Consider the following 17206-nt stretch of genomic DNA (forward strand, 5'->3'; position numbering starts at 1 on the left):
CCGCGGCCCTCATTGCGCGATGCGTTTGAAACTCGCGTAATAGTCGTCGGTGTAATAGCAGTCGCCTGTCTGCTTGCGCGGGCCGCCGCATACGATTCGACGTTGCCCGCGATCGGCCGATCCGGGGGTGCGCACCGTGTATGCGTGGTAATAGCCGCGAGCGTGTTGCGGCAGCAAGGTTGCGCTGTTGCGAAAGAGGACGCCGTCTTCGCTAAAGGGATAGGGTCCGCCCGCTTTGATGAGCCGCAGCGTTTCCACCGCTTCGTCCGGCAACTGCTTCTGGCCGACCGAGGCCAACGGGCCTCGCACCAGCGCGCCCGATGCGGCGACTGCATCGCTCGATGCCTGCGGCTGGGAGGACGCCTGACTCGCGGATGCGCCCGAATCCTGGGTCGCGTCCTGAGATCCTTTCTTGCCGCATCCGCATAGGGCTGCGCTCAAGGCGAACATGCACAACACAGTCCACGCGCGCTTCATCGATCGGTTGTCTCCGGTTGACCCTATTCGACGACGAACGAATCAAGCATATCGCTAGTGTCACACTGAATCAACGTTCGAGCACTGCTGCTCGCAGGTCTTGTCCGAACTTCACGATGCGCTGGCGATTCGGTGATGCAGTCGCAATCGACTGATCAATACAAGCGACGACGCGCACTCCGGACACTTCAGCCGCGCCTTTATTCCGCCCTAGCCCCACAAATAAATCGCCACTTCCACGCGGAACAAATCCTCCCGCCCCGCTGTTTTGCTATCGACGGTCGCGACATCCCACGGCGGCCACGATCGGACCGGCAGGAGGCATCATGCACCGCGAACTCTTCGTCCTGGAGCACAGCTACTTCAGCTTCGGCTGCATCTATCGGGTGGACCTGCGCAGTCGCAGCGGACGCCTGATCGAAACGCACTATGTGAAGCTGAGCGATATCGCGTGGTGCTAGCGCGCCTCCCCGACATTCAATGACGACATCGGATTTTCGAGGAGACCCATTCATGCCCTACGCTTACGCCCAGTTGCCCGACATCGTTCCGCACGATGAATGGCTCAGAGGAACCTCGGCGCTGCTTCAGGTGCGCAGCACGGCGCTGAAGGACCTGGATCAGCAGATCCTCATGTACCACCGCAATCGGACGGTTCATCAATTCCACGCGCTCGTGAAGGCGTTCGAGCGCTGGCAACGTTCAGCCGGCGCGGGCGATGTCTGGAAAAGCGCCTCGCGCAACGGTTCGAAGTATTTCACGCTACTGGATCAGCAACTGCGCGGCAAGGGCGACACGGACGCCGCAGCCGGTGCGCAGGACTTCATGACGCCCGCGCTCATCAACGCGCGGCTCGGCGTGCTGTATCTCTTCGGCAATCTCGAACTGGAAGACGACACATTTCAGGTCCTGCTGGAAGGCGCTTTCGATATCACCAACGTCGGTCTCGGCTTCGCTCCGGAAACCAATGTCGCGGCGGCGCGCGCATCGGAAATACTGGATAACAGCGTCGTGCAGAAGTCGGCATCGCTCGCGCTCGAACAGGTGCAGAAGAAGATCACGAAGCGCAAGGAACCGACGCTCGTGAAATCGAATCAACTCACCGCTTCGGCACTGACGCTGCCCGCGTTGAGCAGCGCGGCGCGACGGCTCTACGAGGCCATTCGCGCGAAAGTCGGCGAAGGCGCGAAAAAGCTGTGGGACATGATTCGCGAAAAGGTCGCCGACATCCGCAGCGATCCGGGCGGATTCGCGCTCGACACCATGCCCGGGCTCTTGCGCAAGCTCGTCGATTTCCTGTGCGGCAAGCTGCTTGCCACGCTCGCGCCCTTCATCGGCGCGGGACTCGATATCGCGAAGGGCATCGCGAACACCGTCGACAGCAGCATCACCAAGTATCGCGAATGGGTGCTAGGGCGCGACGTGCAAGTGCTCGCCGGGCATCCCGGAACCATCGTGGAAGCCATCAGGCGTGCGATGAAACTGAGCATCGGCTCCGGCGTATACGACCTCGTCAAGGGCGGCGCGAGCCTCGGCCTGCAGTTCGCGAGCCAAGGCGCATCGACCATCATCGATGCGGTGGTGTCCATCATGGAAACGCTCGCGAAGGTCATCTGGAAGATCGTGGAGATCAAGCGCATCAAGCGGTTCTGCGAACAAGCGAAGGGCTACTGGGACGCACGCCTGCAACGCGACGCGCTGCATACGCGGCCCATCGCCTTCAATAGCTGGTTCAAGCGCTATGCGGTGCCGATTCCCGCGCTTTCGGTGCTCGCGCTGAACTCGGGCATTTGCGGCGACAAGATGCATTTCCTCGCGATGTTCAAGGACGACGACAGCATCATCACGCAGGCGCAATTCACGGCCGGCTGCAAGTATGTGGACAGTCTCAAGGTGTGGGGCTCGGACTATCTGAGCGATGCGGGTTTCGCCTTCGATTCCGAGGATGCGATGATCAAAGGCCTGCTCAAGCTCGCCACGAGCCACAAGGAAGAGCAGACGTGGGACCTGAAGGTGCGCAAGGCCGTGCTCGGTTTTTTGAACGCCTGAAGCCCTTCGCGCACGAACCCGCCGACGCCTTCGCTCATGCGAGGGCGTTGGCGTTTGTGTTACACGACGCGCCAAGAAGAACTCTGGAATAGAACCCGGCGCTCGGCTGTTTTCGTCGCAATCCCTTCACGCTTCGAGGCATCGCCGTGATGAACGCCCGGACCCTGCTGCATACCCTTCGCTTCGGCGTCGCACTCGCATGTCTGTGCGCGCTTCACGGCGCGCAAGCGGGTGAGGCCATGCTGCTGCCCGAAGGCGCCGTCACGCTGATCCGCGCGACATCCGTGTTCAACGTCGATGCGCCCATCGCGCTGCAGCCGGGCGATCTTCTCGCCACCGACGCGCACGCCAGCGCGCAAATCGAAGCCGCCGACGGCACGATCGTCGCGCTCGGTGCGGACACGCGCATCGCCATCGATTCCGCGCCGCACGGCGATGCGCTCGCGCTGCTCTCGGGCTGGATCAAGGTCGCGCGTCCGCATACGGGCGCGGCTGATTCCGTGTCGATCGACACGCCCGCGCTCGGCATCAGCCTGCGCGAAGGCGCGGCCGTGCTGCATGCGAGCCGCGACATGACCGCGCTCTTCATCGAAGCGGGCAGCATGACGCTCGCGCTGCCGGAACATGCCGACGTGCATCGGCAACTCGATGGCGAACATTACGCCGAACGCGCGACCGGCAAGCCGCTCGATGTAGGCACGCGCCCCGCGCCGCCGTTCGTCGCCGCGATGCCGCTGCCGTTTCGCGATCCGCTCGCGCCCGCCGCGACGCCCGCCAAGGCGAAGCTCGCCGCGCCTGCGCAGGGCCGCCCGGCGACCTATGCCGATATCGCCGACTGGCTCGTCGCGCCGCTGTCCATCCGGCGCGGCTTCGTCGCACGCTTCAGGCCGCTCGCGCAGAGCGCGCCGTTTCGCGCCCAGGTGCGCCAGAACTTGCGCGATCTTCCCGAATGGCGGCGCGTGTTGTGCCCGCCGCCCGCCATGCCGCGCCGGCGCGCGCTCGCGCCTGTGTCCGCGCCCGCGCAGGATCAATCAACCGAGGTGGAGTCATGAGACTGTCGCTCGCCGTCAAGTTCAATCTGGTGTTTCTCGCGGTGTTCGTCGTCGGCTTCGTGTCGGCGGGGTACGCGGCGCGCGAGTTGCTGCGTCGCGAGGCCATCGACGAAACCGTGCAGAACGCGCGCGTGCTCATGGAAGCGGCGAGCGCGGCGCAGAACTACACCGCCACGCAAGTCACGCCGCTTCTGCAAACGCAGCTCAAATACAGCTTCGTGCCGCAGTCGGTGCCGGCGTTCTCGGCGGTCGAAACGCTGATGACGCTGGAAAAGCGCCTCGCGGGCTATTCGTATCGCTCGACGATGCTCAATCCGACCAATCCGCGCGACCGTCCATCGGACTGGGAAACGGACGTCATCCGCCATCTGCACGACAAGCCGGAACTGAAGGAAATCGTCGGACTGCGCGACACGCCATCCGGGCAGAACCTGTACATCGCGCGCCCGAACCGCATCAACGACGCGGCGTGCATGGAATGTCACAGCGTGCCGTCGCGGGCGCCGAAGACGCTCATCGACAAATACGGTCCCGACAACGGCTTCAACTGGACGATGCACGATGTCATCGGTGCGGATTTCGTTTCGGTGCCGATGGCGCTGCCGGTCGCGCGCAGCGACGCGGTGCTGCGCACGTTCCTGGGCTCGCTGCTTGCCGTGTTCGTGCTGTTGTTGATCGCGCTGAACGCGATGGTGCATCTGCTCGTCACGCGGCGCATCCGCGCCCTCTCGCGCGCCGCTGATGAAGCCAGCCTCGGACAACTCGACGGCGCCGACTTCACCGAGCGCGGCCGCGACGAGATCGCTTCGCTCGCGGCGTCGTTCGCGCGCATGAAGACGAGCCTCGTGGAAGCGTTCAAAATGATCGAGGCATGAGGTGAAAGCCCCCGCGATGGACCCGCCGCGCATCACGGAACTCGGCAAATACCGCATCGAAGCGATATTGGGCGCGGGCGCGATGGGCGTGGTCTATCGCGCGTTCGATCCGCATATCGAGCGGCATGTCGCGTTGAAAACGGTCCGTCACGAGCTGTTCGAAACCGGCGAGCGCGCGAGCCTGATGACGCGCTTGCGTAGCGAAGCGCAGGCGGCGGGACGGCTCGCGCATCCGAACATCGTCGGCGTGTACGACTATGGCGAAACCGGCGACACCGCCTTCATCGCGATGGAGCTGGTCGACGGACGCGCGCTCAAGCATTGGCTCGACGCGGGCCGTCCGCTCGAACTCGCGACCGCGCTCGACTGGTTCGCACAACTGCTCGCCGCGCTCGGCTTCGCGCATGCACATGGCGTCGTGCATCGCGACATCAAGCCCGCGAACCTGCTCGTCAGCGAGCAAGGACGGCTGAAGGTGGCGGACTTCGGTGTCGCGCATGTGGAATCGTCGACGCTGACGCTGGCCGGCGCGATGATCGGCACGCCCTGCTACATGTCGCCGGAGCAGTTCACGGGCGAGTCCGTCGACGGGCGCTCCGACCTGTTCTCGGCCGCCATCGTGCTTTACCAGATGCTGACCGGATGCCGGCCGTTCGCGGGCGCGTCGCAAGCCGAAGTGATGCGGCAAGTGATGCACGAGACGCCGCGCTTGCCGTCCGCCTGCAATCCGGCGCTGCCGCGCGAAATCGACGACGTGCTGATGCGCGCGCTGTCCCGCCGTCCCGCCGCACGTTTTCAGACCGCCGACGCGCTGCGTCAGGCGCTCGCCGATGCCTCGCACGGCACGCCCGCGGCCACGGACGACTGCACGATCCTCGAAGCGCAGACGGTGACGCCAGGCGCGCCGCTCGCATCGGGAACGGGTTCGTGGCGCGGCGAATCGCTGCCGTCGCTGACGATGTGGCCCGCCGCCACGCTCGCGTCGGTCGAAGCGCGGCTCGCCGCGCAGATCGGGCCGGTCGCGCGTCTGCTCGTGCGGCGCGCGGCGGCGCGCATCGCGGATGCGCCGGACCTGCCCGCGCTCGTCGCGCTGCTCGCGCCGCATGTTCCCTCCGACAAGGGCCGCGCGCAGTTCGTCGCGGCGTTCGCGGAGGGATCGGTTGCCGGCGCGACGCATGCGACGGCATCGGCTGCTTCGTCGCTCGATGCGGATGACGTGCGCGCCGCCGCGCTCAAGCTCGCCGTCTATCTCGGCCCGATCGCGACGATCATCGCGAAACGCGAGGCCGCGCGCGCGCCCAGCCTGCGTGCGCTGCACGAACGGCTCGCGGCGTCGATCTCCAACGAACACGACCGCGCGCGTTTTCAGCGCGACGTCGGGCTCTAGCACGCTCACCACGCTCACCACGCTCACCGCAATAAGCATCCGAAGGAGCACGACCGATGAATCCCGACACGCTCATCCGCCGCGCGCCGATCCGGCTTGCCGCGTGCACCGCGTTCGGCCTCACCGATGCCGGGCGCGTGCGCCGCGACAATCAGGACCGCTTTCTGATCGATCCGGCGCTGAACCTCGTCGCGGTGGCGGACGGCATGGGCGGACACGCGTTCGGTGCGCGCGCCAGCGCGACCGCGCTCGACTGCATCGCCACGCGGCTCGCCGCCGACGCCGCTCATACCGGTCATTGCGACGATCCCAACGATCCCGACGCCACCGTCCACGATGCGTCTGCCTGCGCGATGCGCGCCGCCGCCGACGCGATCGACCACGCCAACGCGACGCTCCACGCGATGAACCTGCGCGAGCGTCTCATGCATCGCGCGATGGGCACCACGCTGACGGGCATCTGGCAGCCGGCCGGATCGGCGCGGCTGATCTCGTTTCACGTCGGCGACAGCCGGCTGTATCGGTATCGCGATGGCGCGCTCGTGCAGTTGTCGCGCGACCAGACGCTTTATCAGCAGGCGCTGGAGTCCGGCGCCGTCGAACATATGCCGCCGCGCAACATGCTGCTGCAGGCGCTCGGGCCGCTGCCGTCCATCGCGCCCGCCGTGGAAGTGCATGCGTGGCTGCCCGGCGACCGGTACTTGCTGTGCAGCGACGGATTGCACGGCGAAGTGCCGCACGGCGAGCTCGAAGCGACGCTCGGAACGATGACGCCGCATGACATCGCCGGCGCATGCGCGCGGCTCATCGCGCTCGCGCTCGATGCAGGCGGCAAGGACAACATCACGGCGGTCATCGCGTGCTTCGACGGCGGTTAATCAGCACGGTCATCGGCACGGTCATCGAAGAGCGCCGCGACGAACGCGGCATCGGGCAAACCTGCGCTCGTGCGCACCGTTTCCCCATGCCACCAGACGCTCGTTTCCGATGCGGCCGCATGCGACGGCATCGAAACGCCGTTCGCGTCATCCTCAAGCGACAGCGATAGCGCCAGCAATCCGGCATCGAAATCCACTAAACGAGCGTGTTTGTCGAGTGTCGCGAGCGCGAGCGCTCCGCAACGTCCGAACCACGCATCGGCATGCGCGCCCCAGAAAGGCCAAGGGTGCGGCTCGACGGGCGCGGCGATCGTCAAGGGAAAGTATCGGCCCGCGCTGTCGATGCTCGGCATCAGCACACCCGCCCAGCCGCTCTCTCCCAGCACGCCGCCGCCAATCGCGAAGCACCAGAGCGGCGCGGTCAGATACGCATCGAGCCATGCACGCCCGCGCGCCGCGCGTCCGGCGAGCAGGCCCGCCTGCAACATCGCGTCCCACGGATCGACGAAGCGCGCGGGCAAGCGCCGCGTCACGAAGTCGCCGTTGCAGCGCAGCTTGCCGAAACATCCGGCGACGCCCGGCGACGCCATCACAGATGCTCCGGACAGCGGAACTGTTCGAGCGGCGCGCGCCGGAAAGGATTGACGACGCTCGTCGCATCGAGTTCGAGCACGGCCTTGCGTCCTGCCGAATCGAGCGTGAGCCTGTAGCGGTCCGGCTGCGCGGTGGCGTCGAGCCTGCCCGCGTCGATGAGATGCAGCAGCGCCCACGGACCGCTCGCGTCGAAGGAAGCGGACTGCGCCGGGGAAGCCGGATCGAACTGAGCGCTGGCGCGGCCCGTGTTCTTGCCGCTCGGCCATTGCAGCAGCATCGACTGAAGGCCGTCCTGTGTGAGCGCAAGCTGCTGCCCGTCGATGTCCAGATTCACATGCGTGATCGCCGGATCCAACGAGAGCGCCTTCACGCGAAAGCGGATGGACATGTCGCGGCTGCCGTCGTGGAAGAACGCATCGCGGATCTGCGCGGCGCGCTGGAATTGCGCGAGCGCGTCGCGGGGCGTGCCCGCTGGCGGCGTCCCGGCGCGCCATTGCCACACGGGTCCGCTCGTATCGGCCAGCGCGGCGAGATTCTTCTGGAAGAAATCGTCGATCAGGCCGCCCGGCGCGAACAGCTTGCCGAAGTCGTCGGCGGCGACATCGCGCGTCGAGGCACGCACGAAGGGATAGCGGCCATCGAGCGCGCGGCGGCAAAGCGGACCGGCGTTCGCGTTCCACTGCGCGTCCAGCCGGGCGCGCTCGCCGCCTTCGACGAGCGCCGTGCCCGCCGTCACGATCGACGCGGCGACCGGCGTGAGCGGCGCCGGGCTCGTCTGACTCGCGAGCCGCAGCTTGCCGAGCGCATCGCCGGCGGGCGCGGGCTGGCCCATTCTGCGCGCGGCATCGGCGGCATCGAGATAAACGGCGGCGTCCTTGAGCGGCGCGAGCGCGCGATCGAGCGCCGTGGCGTCGCCCGGCTTGCCTGCAAGCTGATGCAGCGGCTGGAAATGATCGTCGACGCGCGTCGTTGCGTTCCCCGCGAGCGTCGTTTCGCGCGCCGCCGCGACGATGAACTTCCTGAGCGGCGAATCGGGCGCGGACAATTCGTTCGCGATGCGCGCGCCATCGGCAAGACCGGTGACGGGCGCGGCGGTCACATCGTCGAGCAGAGCGTCCCATGCGCGGGTATAGGCGTCGAAGTAGCGCTCGTCGAGCGCGGCGCGCAACGAAGCGACGCCGTCGGGCGTGAGCGCGGCATCGTCGCTGCCGAGCACCCAGGCATCTTTCGCGACGCTGGTGAGCGCGGCGTCGCGCAAACGCGTGTATTGCGCGTAGCCCGCGCGGGTGTACGCGCCCGCGACGCCCGCCGTGAGGGGTGCGCCGCTCGTGCGCCGCAAGAGCAGCGGCGCGTTGGGACCGGCGGCGGCGCTCACGCTGAACGCCGGGACATTGGCCTGCGTGAGTTCGCCGTCCACCCGGTTGCCGATGCGCTGCGACAGCGGCAACTGCGCCAGCCGCGCGCGCGCCGCCTTGACGAGCGCGTCGTCGAGCGGCAGCGACGGATCGAAATGCGTCTTGTCGAAGAGCGCGGCGAGATGCGCATCGAGCGCGCTGCGTTGCGCCGGAGTCGCGTTGCCTGCGAGCGCCGGAACAAGATGCGTGCGCAGCGCGGCGGCCTCGAAATGGCGTGCGTCGCCGAGCATCAGATAGGCGCGCAGCGCTTCGTATCGATATGCTTCGGATGCCGAAGCATTATTCGAACCGCCGTCGCGCAATTCCTGCGTCAGCTTGCCGACCGCGAGCGGCAGCAAGGTCTGGTCCAGCAGACGCCGATACGTCACGCGCGCTTCCTGACCGAGCTTGTCGCCCTGATACAGCCAGAGCCGCGTGAGCCACGGCACCGGCCTGGCCGCGTCCGCGTAGCCGCCGGGCAGCGCGCGCGCCGCGTCGAGCAGCGGCAGCACGGCGAGCGGATCGGCGGTTGCGTTCGCTTCGCGCGCCAGTTGCGCGACATGCTGCGTCTCGCGCTCGAACGCCGCGACATACGCGCGATTGCGCTGATAGCTCACCGCCATGCACGCGAGCGCGAGCATCAGCGTCACGCCCACGAACGCGAGCGCGCCGCGCCGCAGCCACGCGCTGCACCGCTCGAAGCGTGCGTTCGCGCCGACGAGCCCGGCTTCCGCGATCACCACGTCCTTCAGCATCCGGTTGATGAAATACGCGCGGCCCGACGCGTCGCGGTTATACGCGGCGTCGCGCCGCAAGCCGAGCGATTGCGCGATGCGGCTGATCGCGCGATCGATCGGCCGTCCGTGCTGCGTGCCGCTCGTGAAATACACGCCGCGCAAGAGCGGCGACGCCTCGAAGCGCGTGCCGCGAAACGCGCCATCGAGAAAGCGTTCGAGCGCCGGCTGCAATCCCGCGAACTGCTGCGCGAAGCCGTAGATGCGCGCGCGCCGCGCGACGTCCGTTTCACGCTGCATGCGATGCAGCACGCGCGCCTGGAGCCGCGTGCCGAGCGCATCGAATTCGGCGGGGAATGCCCCGAGCGCCGCGCCCGCGCCCGGCGACTCGTCGAGCGCGAACGTGATGCCCCAGACCTGGTTGCGCTCCGCTTCGCCGAGATCGTCGAAGAACTCGGTGAATCCCGCGAGCAGATCGCATTTCGTCACGACGACATAAACCGGAAAGCGCACGCCGAGCCGCTCGCTCAGTTCCGTGAGACGGCTGCGGATGGTGCGGATGTGCGCGTCGCGCGCGGCTTCGTCGTCATGCACGAGATCCGCCGCCGACAACGTGACGATGACGCCGTTCAGCGGACGCCGCGGCCGGTACTTGCGCAGCAGTTGCAGAAAGCCCGTCCACGCGGATTCGTCGGCCTGCGCGTCGCTGTCCTGCGTCGTGAAGCGGCCTGCCGTGTCGACGAGCACGGCGTCGTCGGTGAACCACCAGTCGCAGTGGCGCGTGCCGCCGACACCGCCGATCGCCTCGTCGCCGAGCTTGTCGCGCAAGGGAAAGCGCAGGCCGGAATGCGCGAGCGCCGTGCTCTTGCCCGTCCCCGGCGCGCCGATGAACATGTACCACGGCAACTGATACACCCATTGCCGGCCGTTGACGCCTTTCATGCGCGCTTGCCGCAGGATCGCGAGCGCCTGTTCGAAACGTTCGCGCAGGATCGCAAGCTCCGCGCTTCCGGCGGCTGCGGTCTGTCCCTGCCCCGACATGCCGCTCGTGAAGCGCAGATTGACGAGCCGCGCGGCGATCAGGCGCGCGCCCCAGACGATTCCCCACATGGCGACGAGCGCGGCCATCGCGATCCAGCGGCTGCGCGGCGTTTCGAGCGGCGCGTGGCCGTTGAACGCGAAAAGCGGCCCTTCGAACCAAACGACGACGAGCAGCGCGAGCACGCCCGCCAGCGTGAACCATTTCGGCATCCTGAGCGTTTCGGCAACTTTTTTCATCGATGTCTCCGTGCTGTTGTGCTTTACAAGTGACTCACGACGACGCGCCCGGCGCGAGCAGCGTGATCTCCACGCGGCGGTTTTTCGCGCGGCCGGCGGGCGTATCGTTCGATGCGAGCGGCTCCGCGTCGCCGCGCCCTTCGGCGGAAAAGCGCGCAGGCGTGCCGGTCAGCGACGCGAGCATCGCGCTCACGCTCTGCGCACGTGCCTGCGACAGATGCCAGTTCGACGGGAAGCGCGCGGACACGAGCCGCTGATCGTCGGTATGGCCCGTCACCACGACCTTGCCGGGCACGCTCTTGAGCGCGTCCGCGATGCGCCCGATCAGCGCGTCGTAGGCGGGATCGAGCGTCGCGCTGGCGGAGGCGAACAGGTTGTCGCCATTGATCGTGACGATGGAGCGGTCCGCCGCCTCGCGCACCGAAACCAGACCTCGGCGAATCTCGGGCGCGAGGAAGGTCGCGAGCGTCGCGGCGGCGGCGGGCATCGCGGCAGGCGCGATCACGCTCGGCGGCGCGGCGGGCCGCGCGCTCACGCGAATGCGGTTGAGCGCGTCGAACACGGGGTCCGACGTGCGGTTCAGGCTCATCGCAAGCGCGATGTGCGTCGCCACCAGCACGACGCCCGCGAGCGCGGCGCACACCCACGGCGGCATGCGCTGCCCGAGCGGCCGTCGCGCGCGTTCGGCGGGCCGCCAGTGCACCGAAAGCTCGGTCTCGAAAGCGCCGCGCTGGTCGCGGATCATGCGTTCGAGCCGCTCGCGCGCGGATTCGAGCTGACTGCGGCCACCATCGATCAGGCGATAGCGTCCTTCGAAACCCAGCGACAGGATCACGTAGAGCAGTTCCAGCACGTCGACGTTGCGCGCCGGATCTTGCGCGAGGCGTTGCAGGATCAGAAAGAAGCGCTCGCCGCCCGACGCTTCGTTGTGAAAAGTCACGAGCAGGCTGCGGCTCGCCCACACGCCGCTGCCCCACGGCGTGCCCGCGATCGCCTCGTCGATGAACGTGCACAAGCAATAGCGCGCCGCCGCGAGCTTTTCGGTGTCGGCGCCGCTCGCGCGGGCTTCCTGCTCGAACGCGCGCACCATGCGCACGAGTTCGCCGCGCAGCCCTTCGATATCGGTCATCGCGGCCCGCTGGCGCAGCGGCAGCGCAAGCTCGATGAGCGGATTCGCCGCGCGCACGAGCGGGTTCAGGCCACTCGCGATCGAAAGGAACGGCGCGCGCGGCGCGTCATCAACGGGTGCGCGCGCCGCGACGCGTCCGCCCGGTTGCGGAATCAGGATGGTGTCGTCCGGGTCGAAGCCGGCCTGCGGAAAGGTCGATGCATTCACGTTGCGTTCCTTCGTCGAATGGAGCCGGGGATTCATGGGCGGATCGCCCAGAATTCGAACTCGATGCCGGGAAAATCCCCCGCCACATGCAGCGCCACGCCCGCCGAGGTCGCAAACTGCCGCCACAGATCGCCACCGCGCTCCAGTTCGAAATAAGTGAAGCCGGCATGGAACGGCAACTGACGCGGCGCGACCGGCAACGCACGCAGCGCGATGCCCGGCAACTGCAGGTTGACGAGATCGCGGATGCGCTCGACCGGCCCGAGCTTCGCCTGCTGCGGAAAGCCGTTGAGGAGCGCGGCGGGTGCGAGATCGGCCTTGACCGCGAGCACGAAGCTCGCCGAGCGGAACAGTTCGCGGTCCGGCACGATCGCCACGCGCAGCCCGTACTTGCGCTCCTCCAGCGCGATGGGCACCACATGCGGGTCCATCACGGCGGCGAGCGCGGCGCGCAGCGCGTTGACGAGCGGCGTGAACGTCTCGTCGAGCCGCTCGTGGCGATACGCCGGAAACGCACCGGGACGCTTCCCGGACTGGCTGAAGGTGGCAAGTTCGCCCGCCAGTTGCAGCGCGTGCTGATGCAGGTCGTGCGGATGCAAACCCGTCGTCGATGCAATGCCCGCGAACAACGGCTCTGCCCGGTTGAGCACCTGAAGCAGCAGGAAGTCGGCGATTTCGGCTGCGCCGGTCGCGGCGGGCTGGGCGAGGCGCGCGGCGAGCGCATCGGCGCGCTGGTGCATGAGTCCCGTGAGTTCGTCGACGAATCCGCTGAGCCGGCGCGACACGCGATAGTCGAGGCACGGCGGCGCGTAGGCCGCATCGAGCACGATGCTGTTGTCCGCGCGACGCTCCACGATGCGCGCGATCCCGAGCGACGTATGCGCGTGCGCCACGTCCGCTTCGAACGCAAGGCGCAGTTGCAGCTTGCCGACCTGCACGAGCGCGGCGCCGGTCGCGCCCTCGTTGCTGTCGAGCACTTCCGTTTCCGCGATACGATGCCGCGCGAAGCCATCGTGACCGGCGTGCGCCGCATACGCGGCCTCGGGCGCGCCGTGACGCGCGACGGGCAGCGCGAGCACGACGGTCAGATCGCGCGCGTCCTCGGGCACGGCGAGCGGCAGCGGAAGCTCGTCGTCGGCGGGAAGGCGAAACGGACTGCCGTCGGGCAGCACGCCCGCGCACGCATTGAGCGCGATGCGGCCGAGCTTCAGTTGCTCGACATCGATCTCCAGTTCCGAGAAGCCGTATGCATAGGGCCGCAGCGCGGCGCAGCGCGCGTCGATCTGCGCGCGCACGTAGCGGTCGTGCTGCTGCAAGTGCTGCGGCTGAAGCAGCATGCCTTCGGACCAGATCACCTTGTTGTTCCTGGACATCGTCGCCTCGCGCGTCAATTCAGATTGAAGAAGCGAGCGGCTTCGCATCGGCGAAACCGCTCGCCTGCCGCTCGTATGCGTCGTTGAAGGCGCTGCCGGATAGCGCCTGGAGATCGTCGGCGCTCGCGCGCGTCAGTTCGGCGTGCAGCGCGACGAGACGATCCCACTGACGCGCCTTGCGGCACGCGGGTAGCCAGTGGAGCCAGCCGCGTTGTGTGCTGGATGCCGCTATCGTCTGCGGATCGAAGCGGCCGAGCAGATGCTGCATCGCCGCGCGCGTGCCCGCGAGGACCGCGAGTTCGTGACGGCGGATGTCGTCGAAGGCGCCCTCCAGCGCGGTCTGCGCGGGCAGATAGCCTGCGCTCGCGCCGCGCAGCATTTGCGCAAGCGCGCCGTCGCCGTCGGGAAAGAACTTGAGCGGATTGTTGTCGCGCTGGACCAGCATCGTGGTGTCGAGGCTGATCTCGCGCTTCAAAGCCGAGCGCGACAGCAGCACGTCCACCACGCCGCGCACCGCCGTGCGCAGCATTCCGCCCGCGAGACGCGCGACCTCGGCGGCATCGCGGGTGCCGAGCGCGGCGGCATCGACGCCCATGCCGTCGAGCAGCGCCGCATAGGCCGATTCGGCGATGGCGTCGTTCGCGGCGGCGCTCGTGCAAGGCGCGAAAGCGATGTCACCCAGCGGATCGTAGTCGTGCGGAATGCCGCCTGCGGGCGCATGCGCCGCCGTACGGACGGACGGCACGTAGGCGACCTGCTCGGGCGGCACGTGATCGCTCCGCGATCCGGCGAACGCCGCGTGGCCGTCCAGCCGATGCGGCGCATCATCCGCGCAGCCGGAGGCCACGGCGAGCGGATCGAAGCGCGGGCCGGGCAGCGGCGAATCGGCCAGCACCGCCGCACAGGCGAGCGGATCGTGCGCGAGCGCTGCGGCAACGCCTTCTTCGCTTGCCGCGTTCAAAGGATCGAAGCCGCGCTGGTCGTGCACGCCGAGCGGCGCATCGAAGGCTTCGGCGGGCGCGCGCGTCATCATTCGCACGCCGAGCCGGTAGCCGCCGATCTCCAGCACGTCGCCGTTCGCGAGCGGCGCGCTCTGGCCGACTGCGAGCGGACGTCCTCCGACGCGGCTCGGATTGCTGCCGAGATCCGCGAGCCGCCAGCCGTCCTCGGTCCAGTCGATCCGCGCATGCACGCGCGACACGGTCTTCGCCGCATCCGGCAGCACCATCGCGTTGCCGGGGCCGCGCCCGATGGTGCCGCCCGCCGTGCCGAACCGGCTCGCGAGCGGCGCATCCGGCGCGCTGCCCTGATAGCTCTCCACCGTGAGCGTGAGGTACATGGAGTCTCCTTCGTGTCCGTTCATCTGGAACCGTCGTCGGCCTGGCGCGGCGCATCGGGTGCATCGGGCGACGCGCTCGCCGCCCCCGCCCCGCCGCCTGCACCGCCGCAATTGATCTGCACGACCACGCCGTCGATCGACACCGGCCCGGCCGCGCTGATCGCGATACCGGACGGTCCGAGCACGATGGTGTTGCCGCCCGCCTTGAGCGTGAGCGTCGCGCCGGCCTCGATGGTGACGTTGGCCCCGCCCTTCACATCGACGTTAACACCCGCCCCCACCAAAATATTCGCCCCGCTTTTGTGTTGCGTATCGCCGCCGACATCCAGGGAAAATTTGCCGCCGATGTGCGTGCGCTGGCTGCCCTGCACCGCGTCGCTGCGATTTCCGCCGCAGCGCGCGAAGTCGTCCTGCTCGACGATCACATGCCGCTCGTTGCCGATCCGCGTGAGCGCGTCGTGCTTGACCCAGGTTTCGAGATCGCGCTCGGCGTGAAAGAACAACTGCTCGGCATTCTTCGTATCGTCGAAACGCATTTCGTTGAAGCCGTTGCCGCCTTTCGTCGAATTGCTCTTGATCGTGGTCCGCGCCATCTTCGCGGGCAGTTCGTAAGGCACGGTCTGCGCCGCGTTGTAGACGCTGCCGATCACGAGCGGCTGGTCCGGGTCGCCTTCGATGAAATGCACGAGCACTTCCTGTCCGATGCGCGGCAGAAAGAACGCGCCGTAGCCCTTGCCCGCCCACGGCTGCGCGACGCGCACCCAGCAGCGCTGCAACGACTCGCGCGACGCATCGGGCGCGAGCTGTTCCCAATGAAACTGCACCTTGATGCGGCCGTATTTGTCGGTATGAATCTCTTCGCCCTTTGGTCCGACGACGATCGCCGTCTGCGGCCCCGCGACACTCGCACGCGGCGTGGTGCGCGCGGAGCGAAACCCGGCGTCGCGCGGCAGCGCCGTGAAAGCGCAATCGAAAACGGACGGTCTCGCGCGCGCATCCAAAGACGAAATATAGGTATCCGAATTGATTTCGTATTCAGCCGACACGACGAGATATTCGCCGTGGTGCTGCGCGAGCGGATGATCGCTCAACTGGACGATGCCGCCCGGCCAGATGGCGCGCGCGGTCGTGCGTGCGTTCACGAAGACATTGGCCGCCTGATGCGCCTCGACATGCGCGCGCGCAAGACGCTCGGCGTCTTCGTGGCGCGTGTAGCCCGGCGCGTGCTCCTGCATGGCGTAGACCGCTTCATCGAAACGCTTCACGCGATGCGCGCGCGCGACGAGCCCTTGCTGCGCCGATTGCGACGGCTTCTCGAAGTCATAGTCGTTGATCTCGACGATGCCCGTCGCCACTTCGCCGCCGGTGGACCACGCGTAGACCCACTCGTGTTCGTGCGGCGCGGCGGTCTGCGCGCGAAACGGCAGCGCCTTGCAATGCGGCGTCGCGTCGTGCACGTGCGACGAATCCGTGAGGATCAGCCGATGCTTCCCGCCCCGATGCTCGAAGTAGTAGTAAATGCCTTCGCGCTCGGCGAGCCGGCTCACGAAATCGAAATCCGTCTCGCGGTACTGCGCGCAATGTTCGAGACCCGGATACGCGGCCGAGCACTTGTTCTCGAAGTCGATGTGATAGTCCGCGAGCACGCTGCAGATGATCGCTGGCACGGTCATCTGGTGAAAGAAGCGGCAGTGCGACGCGCGCGTGAGCAGCCACAGGCGGGGGCGCACCGTCGCGCGATACATCGCCGGGAGATTGGGCTGCGTGCTCGCGGGCCGCGCCAGCTCGAACGCCGTGACGATGCCGTTGTACTCGCGCGTGCCGCCGGAAGGAATCGCAAGCGACAGCGAGAAGTCGCTGCCGAGCATCTTCGCGATATCGGCATTCGAGCGCTCCGCGAGCAGTTCGAGATCCCATTGCGCGAGACGTCCCAGTTCCTCGCGTCCGCGCATGCGGTAGAGCACGAGCGCGTTCTTGCCGAGCGCGCAGGTCACCTGCGCGATGCGATCGGTGTCGGTGAGCATCATCGGCGGCCTCGTCGTTTCAGGGAATCTGCGTTTCGCGCGTCGCCGCATCGGCGACCGTCACCACGCCGCCCCAGTTGCAGACGCACCTGGACACGTTGTCGAGCGACGGCTCGTTGCCGAGCAGCACCGTGACCGCGCCGGGCACCCACGGCGTCAGCGTCGCGGGCACGCAGGGCATCGGCGTCGGCGTGCCCAACGCGGCGGCGGTGGCCGCGGCGACTTCCGGATTCGCCTGCGACGTGCACATGCCGAACGGCATGATGTTCACGAGCGGCTCGTGATCCATGATGTTCGCCGCGATCGATCCTTCGCAGCGCACGCGGTTGACGGGCAGCACGACGAGCGCGGACGGCGTCACGCCGAACGAGCATTGCAACGTCGCGCCCATGACGACTTGTTGTGGCATGGCTGGC

The 17206-nt window shown here is 67.6% G+C and carries 14 protein-coding genes; 6 read left to right on the plus strand and 8 right to left on the minus strand.

Annotated elements, in window-relative coordinates; translation table 11 throughout:
* Positions 1 to 9: 9 nt before the first annotated feature.
* Positions 10 to 477 carry a ribonuclease gene (locus AWB72_RS24340; protein WP_040053451.1) on the minus strand — a complete coding sequence of 156 codons (468 nt, stop codon included), beginning with the start codon at positions 475 to 477 and terminating at the stop codon, positions 10 to 12.
* Between the two features lie 326 nt (positions 478 to 803).
* Here AWB72_RS24340 and AWB72_RS29720 point away from each other — a divergent pair, with 326 nt between their 5' ends.
* From AWB72_RS29720 to AWB72_RS24365, 6 genes are all read left to right on the plus strand, one after another.
* Positions 804 to 938, plus strand: coding sequence for a hypothetical protein (locus tag AWB72_RS29720; RefSeq protein ID WP_280174599.1), 135 nt, complete (start codon positions 804 to 806; stop codon positions 936 to 938).
* A gap of 52 nt (positions 939 to 990) precedes the next feature.
* Positions 991 to 2526, plus strand: a complete 1536-nt coding sequence (locus AWB72_RS24345) for a hypothetical protein (RefSeq protein WP_040053452.1) — start codon at positions 991 to 993, stop codon at positions 2524 to 2526.
* Positions 2527 to 2675: 149 nt separating this feature from the next.
* Complete coding sequence (locus AWB72_RS24350; RefSeq protein ID WP_040053453.1) at positions 2676 to 3578, plus strand: FecR domain-containing protein; 903 nt, start codon at positions 2676 to 2678, stop codon at positions 3576 to 3578.
* On the plus strand, positions 3575 to 4453 hold the full coding sequence (locus tag AWB72_RS24355) for a Tll0287-like domain-containing protein (RefSeq protein WP_040053454.1): 879 nt from the start codon (positions 3575 to 3577) through the stop codon (positions 4451 to 4453). Before AWB72_RS24350 ends, AWB72_RS24355 begins: the two co-directional genes overlap by 4 nt.
* A 1-nt stretch (position 4454) precedes the next feature.
* Positions 4455 to 5840, plus strand: a complete 1386-nt coding sequence (locus tag AWB72_RS24360) for a serine/threonine-protein kinase (protein WP_208863183.1) — start codon at positions 4455 to 4457, stop codon at positions 5838 to 5840.
* A 56-nt stretch (positions 5841 to 5896) separates the two neighbouring features.
* Positions 5897 to 6718, plus strand: coding sequence for a PP2C family protein-serine/threonine phosphatase (locus tag AWB72_RS24365; RefSeq protein WP_052450153.1), 822 nt, complete (start codon positions 5897 to 5899; stop codon positions 6716 to 6718).
* Here AWB72_RS24365 and tagF read toward each other — a convergent pair.
* Genes tagF through AWB72_RS24400 form a run of 7 tightly spaced genes read right to left on the minus strand, consistent with a single transcriptional unit; the run spans position 6715 to position 17199 of the window.
* Entirely contained in the window at positions 6715 to 7308 is a 594-nt protein-coding gene (tagF, locus tag AWB72_RS24370) for a type VI secretion system-associated protein TagF (RefSeq protein ID WP_052450154.1), read from the minus strand. The genes AWB72_RS24365 and tagF overlap by 4 nt on opposite strands.
* Entirely contained in the window at positions 7308 to 10718 is a 3411-nt protein-coding gene (tssM, locus tag AWB72_RS24375; RefSeq protein ID WP_244285733.1) for a type VI secretion system membrane subunit TssM, read from the minus strand. Before tssM ends, tagF begins: the two co-directional genes overlap by 1 nt.
* A gap of 34 nt (positions 10719 to 10752) precedes the next feature.
* Positions 10753 to 12090, minus strand: coding sequence for a DotU family type VI secretion system protein (locus AWB72_RS24380; protein WP_167550979.1), 1338 nt, complete (start codon positions 12088 to 12090; stop codon positions 10753 to 10755).
* A complete protein-coding gene (gene tssK, locus AWB72_RS24385; protein WP_087128798.1) occupies positions 12087 to 13427 on the minus strand; it encodes a type VI secretion system baseplate subunit TssK in 1341 nt (446 codons plus the stop codon). Before tssK ends, AWB72_RS24380 begins: the two co-directional genes overlap by 4 nt.
* Before the next feature lie 19 nt (positions 13428 to 13446).
* On the minus strand, positions 13447 to 14766 hold the full coding sequence (gene tagH / locus AWB72_RS24390) for a type VI secretion system-associated FHA domain protein TagH (RefSeq protein WP_040053457.1): 1320 nt from the start codon (positions 14764 to 14766) through the stop codon (positions 13447 to 13449).
* 20 nt (positions 14767 to 14786) lie between these two features.
* Positions 14787 to 16793, minus strand: coding sequence for a type VI secretion system Vgr family protein (locus tag AWB72_RS24395; protein ID WP_040053458.1), 2007 nt, complete (start codon positions 16791 to 16793; stop codon positions 14787 to 14789).
* Positions 16794 to 16809: 16 nt separating this feature from the next.
* Positions 16810 to 17199 (minus strand): DUF4280 domain-containing protein, encoded by a 390-nt coding sequence (locus AWB72_RS24400; RefSeq protein WP_040053459.1) that lies wholly within the window; start codon positions 17197 to 17199, stop codon positions 16810 to 16812.
* Between the last annotated feature and the right edge of the window lie 7 nt (positions 17200 to 17206).

The sequence above is a fragment of the Caballeronia concitans genome (assembly GCF_001544615.1).
In the GTDB taxonomy this organism is placed as follows: Bacteria; Pseudomonadota; Gammaproteobacteria; order Burkholderiales; family Burkholderiaceae; genus Caballeronia; species Caballeronia concitans.